Origin of the sequence: Moritella sp., assembly GCF_033791185.1 — a bacterium.
Classification (GTDB): domain Bacteria; phylum Pseudomonadota; class Gammaproteobacteria; order Enterobacterales; family Moritellaceae; genus Moritella.
This window is the reverse complement of record NZ_JASJHF010000329.1, coordinates 1-6,233: the sequence shown is the minus strand read 5'-3', so window position 1 is coordinate 6,233 and position 6,233 is coordinate 1. Positions and strand designations below refer to the sequence as shown.

The following is a 6,233-nucleotide window of genomic DNA, read 5'->3' as shown; positions in this document are numbered from 1 at the left end:
CCTGCAAATATTCGAAAGCTGCAGAAAGACGGTGGTTTATGTGTTGTCTATACTCACTTTGCATCTGGTTTTATTAATAATGGTAAGTTGGATGAGACGTTTAAGAATAATTTAGATTTTCTTTCACAGCAAAATGGATGGTTTGCTCCCGCATCAGAGATTTTAGATTATTTAAAAACACAAAATAAGAGAACAGCCATAACTCCATTCTATGTTATGAAACTTGATATAAAATGGCTGATTGATAGAATTATTAAGAAGTATCGCTATAAAAGGTAGTATCTTAAAATTGAATCACTATCAAATGGATGTTAGATGTTGATAAGGCACGTGAAAAGTTAACACGTGCCTTATCAAGAGCTCAACCATAAATAATGAGCCTAGGTATTCTACCTCACCTTATTTGAGAAGGTCGAGGTAAAACTTGAGATCGATCTCCTTCGATTCTTTGTCCCACATACGCAGGCCACGCCACGACGAACCACCGTTGGTGCTAGCCTCGCCATAACCATCACTGAAGTAGGTCGCTTCCGAGTAGCCGTAGCCTGAGCCCTTACGGTTACCGCGCATCCATGTTGTACCACCCGCTGATGACAGCCTTAGGTAGTAAGTCTCACCGGCCTCTAGCGTGACTGGGCTAGCGAATTCGCCGTCCTCCCAAGTGCTCGGGTCGCGGCTAAGATCACTCTCGAATGGTGGGAAATTCGTCCCCGAGAGGCGGTAGCTGCCAAGAACCGCACCGCTAGCATTGGTCAGATTCACGTCCACCGGACCTGATCCGGTCAAGGCCACACCACCACCAGTCACGGTGATCGTGGACTTAGGTGTGATGCGTTGTCGAACCATGTCTGAACCACCAATTCGTTCGGGATTCATGTAGGCAGCGTTGATGTACCCAAGCCCAATATGGCTATCATCCGAGATGGTCATGTCGATGATTGCGGTCAGCGAACCGCGTACTGTCCATGGGCCGTTCGAATTCAGTGGTGCCGTTCCGACCTTCCACTCATCATTGGGAACCTGCGGATTCCAACGTCCTTGGAACTGTTCCATTTCGCCTAGGCGCTGGAAGTAGTCGATGCTGTAGTTGTTGACGTCCGGATTCGGCGAGTGGTTTTCGCTGATCAGGTAGTACATCTTGCCGGCCTCTATGTATGGACGGTCGCTATCCCAGCTGTGATATTTGTTAGGGTCGCTGGCGTCGAGTCCAGTGGTGACCGTCGTCCTACCCAAGATTTTACCGTCAGGTAAACCATTGCCATTGTCACCTTCGAGGACCCAGTCGAGTCGAGTAGGGTTGCCTGAAGCGTAGCCTGGCTGGTTCAAGTAATACCAGCGCAGAGCAGTGATTTCACCTGTGTTCGTAGCCTTAAAGGACATGAATTGACGCCCTTGGCTGTAAGTCGCTTGCTTATTACTGAGCGAGCTATAGCTCCAACCTGAGCCGTAGCGATCACCAGTCTCAGGATCTGTTGGCTCCGTTGGGTCTGTTGGGTCCGTTGGATCTGTTGGGTCCGTTGGATCTGTAGGGTCCGTTGGATCTGTTGGATCTGTAGGGTCCGTTGGTTCAAGAGTCGATGATAGCATCACATCATCCAAGCGACCGCTACCGCGAATTTTAAACCCGTTCACTTCTTTTATAACGACTCCTGGTTGGGCCGCTTCTAGATCCGCTTGCAAGTCTCGGGTAAAGGTTTCCCACTGACCGTTTATCGATGACGTTCCCAAACCGTGATAGATATATTGACCGGTTCCAAGATCGTCTTCATCACGTGGTTTGTAAGACATGTACTTTTGCCCTACAGTCGTCTCCACATCGATGTAAATCGTATATGACTCACTGAATTGCATTGACCATTGCAGGATAAATTGTTCACTGTTTTGCCATTTGCTGCCATCGTCCTTGCGCAAGCTATAACCATTGTCCGTGCCAGCTCCACTCAGAACAATCACCCGGCTATTCTGAGCCGTATCAAACTCGTTGCTAATACTCGCCAAACTCGAATCACCAGCGTAAACATTCCAACGTAACGTGTTCCCATCTTCAGCGTCCTCAAAAATAGTACTGGTATCGGGTATTCCTGGATTCGGAGTATCCTCATTCGAGAGGGTCACATCATCCAAGCGACCGCTACCACGAATTTTGAACCCATTCACCTCCAGCAAAACAACCCCTGGTTGCGCTTCCTGAAGATCTGCTTGCAAGTCTCGAATAAAGGTTTGCCACTGACCGTTTATTGATGACGTCCCCAAACCATGATGGATATATTGACCTGTACCTAGATCGTCATTATCTTCAGGTTTGTAAGTAAGATACCGCTGCCCCGCAGTCGTCTCTACATCCACGTAAATCGAATATAGCTCACTGTACTGCATTGAGAATTCTAAGACAAATTGTTCATTATTTTTCCATTTGCTGCCATCGTCATTACGCAAGCTATAACCGTTGTCCTTGCCCAAGCCATTCATAACAATCACCCGGCTACCACGGTCCGTATCAAACTCATTGCTAATATCTGCGCTGGCCTGATCACCACTGTAAATGCTCCAACCTAACGTGTTCCCATTTTCAGCGTCCTCATAGGTAAGTGTCGCGGCATTGCAAGTCGCTATGAAGCTGAAAAATAAAAGTCCCCAACATAAGAGAGATCTTCCGTGATTGTAGTTACTCATGATTTCTCCAGTCAATAATATCAAACGATATAGAGTTTTTAGATGTTTGCATCCATTGGTTGATGGTGCCGACCGACCCCAACTGTTTTATAAATAACTGTTTTAAATAACTCAATGTACAGAATTCCTGTATGTAATTTTAGCAATTAGGAGGTTAATAATTAATGTAGAAAAAGATTCTATGCCATTAAAATATCAAAAAGTCCCAGTTCAGAGGAAAGAAACATGCATTATATTTTCTTTCTTTCGAGTGCATTAAAGCCTATTTTGTAGGCTATTGCACGGCATTTAATACTGCTTTACACTCGTTTTGTTTGATATTTAGGCGTTTTGTGGCGGTATTTTATTGAAATATAAGACTATCTCACTAATCATCTTAACTAGACCATTATGCTAAAATAGCAAATTATTTTTTGTACCTGAGATCTCCGTCATGCAAATTTCAGCATTGATTAATTAGATGTGAAATTAAGATTTTTTTAAAAGTTCAGTAAGTGGATGGATATACTAGAAGCATTTAATTTAGAGAAAATAAGGTGAGAGGGGGAAGATCTTTTGGGTTACGTTGACTAGCTGTGTATGTACCAAAAAGATTAAGATGATTGTAAGTTGGAGTTAGGTGAAGCTCTGGATAGCCAAACTATAATGGCATATTAAATACTGAAACAGCCTAATATAGAATGGCAGGGCTCGATGACGATTACTAATCAGCCCTGCAGATACTAAGCTTTATCTCCTTCATAGCTGTAGTTATAATAGCCGTAGCTATATGAACCACTAGCTGTTTTTTCAACAGCATTCAGGATCACTCCCTTAACATTTATACCGTTTTGAGCGAATCGTTTCACTGTAATTTCAATTTCTTTAATGGCTGTTTTACCAAAACGAGCTATTAACAATGTTGTGCCACAATGCTTTCCAACTAAGGCACTGTCTGTTACAGCAAGCAAGGGAGGGGTATCAAGTATTACAATATCGTAATTATGCGAGGCCCAATCTAATAACTGTTTAAATCTTTTATGCATTAATAATTCAGATGGATTAGGCAATGTTTTACCTCTAGAAATAAAATCTACGTTTTTGATGCTTAAAGTTTTTATGCCTTCTTCAACCGAAATATCGCCTAACAGAATATCAGATAAGCCATTTTTATGAGACTCGGATAGCATCCGCTCCATTCGTCCTTTACGCATATCAGCATCAATAATTAATACCTTCTGATCTGCCTTTGCAATAACTGCGGCTAAGTTCGTTGCAATAAATGATTTGCCAATATCGGGTGATGGACCGGATATCATAATGATGTTGTTTTTTGCATCCATCAATGCGAAATACAAGCTAGTGCGTAGGTTTCGAAGTGCCTCAATGGATAGATCTGCGGGGTTAGCTATTGCTAATAAATTTTGAGATATTTGTGTTTTTTGATTATGTTTTTTATTTTGTTTTATCTTATTATTTATTTGAAGCTGCTGAACTGATTTAGGTATTGTTGCATATACAGACAAACCAATTTCTTCAATCTGCTCAGGTGATTCAACGCCTCGATTGAAAGCTGATTTTACACTCAAAAAAGCAACACTGAACATGCTGCCTAACATAGTCGCTAACCCCACTATCATTGTTTTTTGAGGTTTAATTGGGGCATCGGAAACTTCTGCGTTATCTAAAATTCGAACATTACCCACGGTACTTGCCTGCACAATGCTTAACTCTTGTTTTTTGTTTAATAGTTGCAGGTAGACTGCTTGATTGACTTCTACATCACGCATAATACGTAATACTTCACGTTGTTTTTTTGGTAATGCTTGAATCTTAGCATTAAGAACTGTACGTTGCGTTTGGAGCGCTTTACGCTTATCCAATAAAGCAATATATGCAGGGTGACTTTTAGTGAATAGTTTCGAAATGTCACTTTCTTTAAAGGTGATATCATTAAGCTGTGCTTCTAAGGATACAATAACATCTAAGGTTGATTGCGCTTCCATTCCCAAATCAACTGAGTCATTCATTGATTTAAAGTTATTTAATTTATCTTCATACTCGGTTAATTTTTGTTTGATTTTGGGTAAATGTTTGTTGACAAAATCTAAACTGTTTTTTGCCATTTCTGCATTGCGAGCTAGATTCTGTAAAAAATAGTTAGTACTGATGTCGTATACTATGCCTTTTATTTGTTCTCTGTTTTTACCTGTAAAAGAAAATAATAAAATACCTGATTTTTTTCCAACTTCACTGATCGCTAAAAATTTTTGTAACCATTTTATCGCTGCTAATTGTGAACGTTTACCAATATTATATTTCTGATTTTTTTCTCCTATAAGCTGTGTAACCAATAATTGATAACCTTCTTTTTCTGCTAATAGTCCAACCGTACCAGATAGAATAACCATATCTTGATCATTGATTAATTGATAAGTCCCTTTTTCGTTATCAAGTAAAATTATTTGATGATCCGTTTGCGCAGCATATTCAGGTAGCTCAAATTTTGAGACCGATATCGAAGCTTTTGTTGCTGGCAATCGAGTGAAAGAAAGAAACGTTTCTAAGTTTAAGATTTTTTCTATAGTTGTATCTACAGAAGACCAATAATCTGCTGAAGCTAAGATAGTAAGGTTAAATTTATCAACTGTTTGGCTTAAGACCATTCTAGATTTAATGATTTCAATTTCAGTCACTGAAGATGATTCTTGCGCGAACATATCTGCTACATCATCACCTAATGATGGCACTCCTCTGCTTTTCTGTTCTACCTGTACCAGTGCATCGGCCTTATAAATTGGTGTTGCTGAAACTGCATAGAGCACACCGGCTATCGTAAATAAAATAGTTGCAAAAATAACAACCCATTTACCATCGAGTAAAATACATAATAGTTTACCGAGGTCAATAACATCTCTCTTGTCAGTAGATTGATTGTTTCGAGATTGTATAGTTTTATTTATCATTAGTTAGCACTCATCATTGATTTTTTATCGATAAGGATCCGGAATATCTTATTGCTCATCCCATTGCGCAAATAACATGGATTAGAGTTCTTTCACGTTTAGCATGCCGCCAGTTAACAGATTAAATGCTGAGATCGTTGGTAACAATTGATCCATCACTCTGTTCCAACGCGAAATCGGTGCAGCAGTGACGTACAATACATCATAAGGCTCTAATTCAAACTCTGTTCCGGTCATTAACGCTGAAGCATCATGTATATCTAGCTGATATATATTCGCGACAGTTTGGTATTGGGGCTGGAGGTTTTCTTCTGCTTGTAATTTGTCTAAGAAAATTTGGTTTTTAGCATCTCTTGAAGTACTGCGGACAATAAATATTCCAGTTGCATTGGCTCTTAGCTCATTGATGCCGCCGACCGCGCTTAGTGCTTCGGTTAAGGTCATTCCCGTACGATCAATTGTGAGCATGCCCGCTTGTACAACCTCGCCCAGCACAAACACTTTCAGTGCATCATTTCTGGGTACATAGATAATATCTCCGCCACGCATTAAGCGATTTTCAGTCAGGTCGCCTAGTTGCATTAATTTATATAAAGAGATGATTTCAGTCTTACC

The 6,233-nt window shown here is 40.6% G+C and carries 4 protein-coding genes; 1 reads left to right on the top strand and 3 read right to left on the bottom strand.

Going from position 1 to position 6,233, the window contains the following annotated elements; translation table 11 throughout:
- The coding region (locus QNK26_RS18795; RefSeq protein WP_319225677.1) for a hypothetical protein at positions 1-279 on the top strand (279 nt) is incomplete at its 5' end.
- 120 nt (positions 280-399) lie between these two features.
- On the opposite strand, the gene QNK26_RS18790 is transcribed toward QNK26_RS18795, so the two are convergent.
- The 3 genes from QNK26_RS18790 to QNK26_RS18780 all read right to left on the bottom strand — a co-directional run.
- A complete protein-coding gene (locus QNK26_RS18790) occupies positions 400-2,673 on the bottom strand; it encodes a hypothetical protein (protein ID WP_319225676.1) in 2,274 nt (757 codons plus the stop codon).
- A gap of 722 nt (positions 2,674-3,395) precedes the next feature.
- The gene (locus QNK26_RS18785; protein ID WP_319225675.1) at positions 3,396-5,618 is read right to left on the bottom strand and encodes a polysaccharide biosynthesis tyrosine autokinase; all 2,223 of its coding nucleotides are present in this window, start codon (positions 5,616-5,618) and stop codon (positions 3,396-3,398) included.
- 81 nt (positions 5,619-5,699) lie between these two features.
- Positions 5,700-6,233: SLBB domain-containing protein (locus QNK26_RS18780; RefSeq protein ID WP_319225673.1), on the bottom strand; the 534-nt coding region annotated here is incomplete at its 5' end.

Bases quoted from the DNA above. Each gene is read 5' to 3' on its own strand.
- QNK26_RS18790 (WP_319225676.1), bottom strand. From the start codon at position 2,673: ATGAGTAACTACAATCACGGAAGATCTCTCTTATGTTGGGGACTTTTA.
- QNK26_RS18785 (WP_319225675.1), bottom strand. From the start codon at position 5,618: ATGATAAATAAAACTATACAATCTCGAAACAATCAATCTACTGACAAG.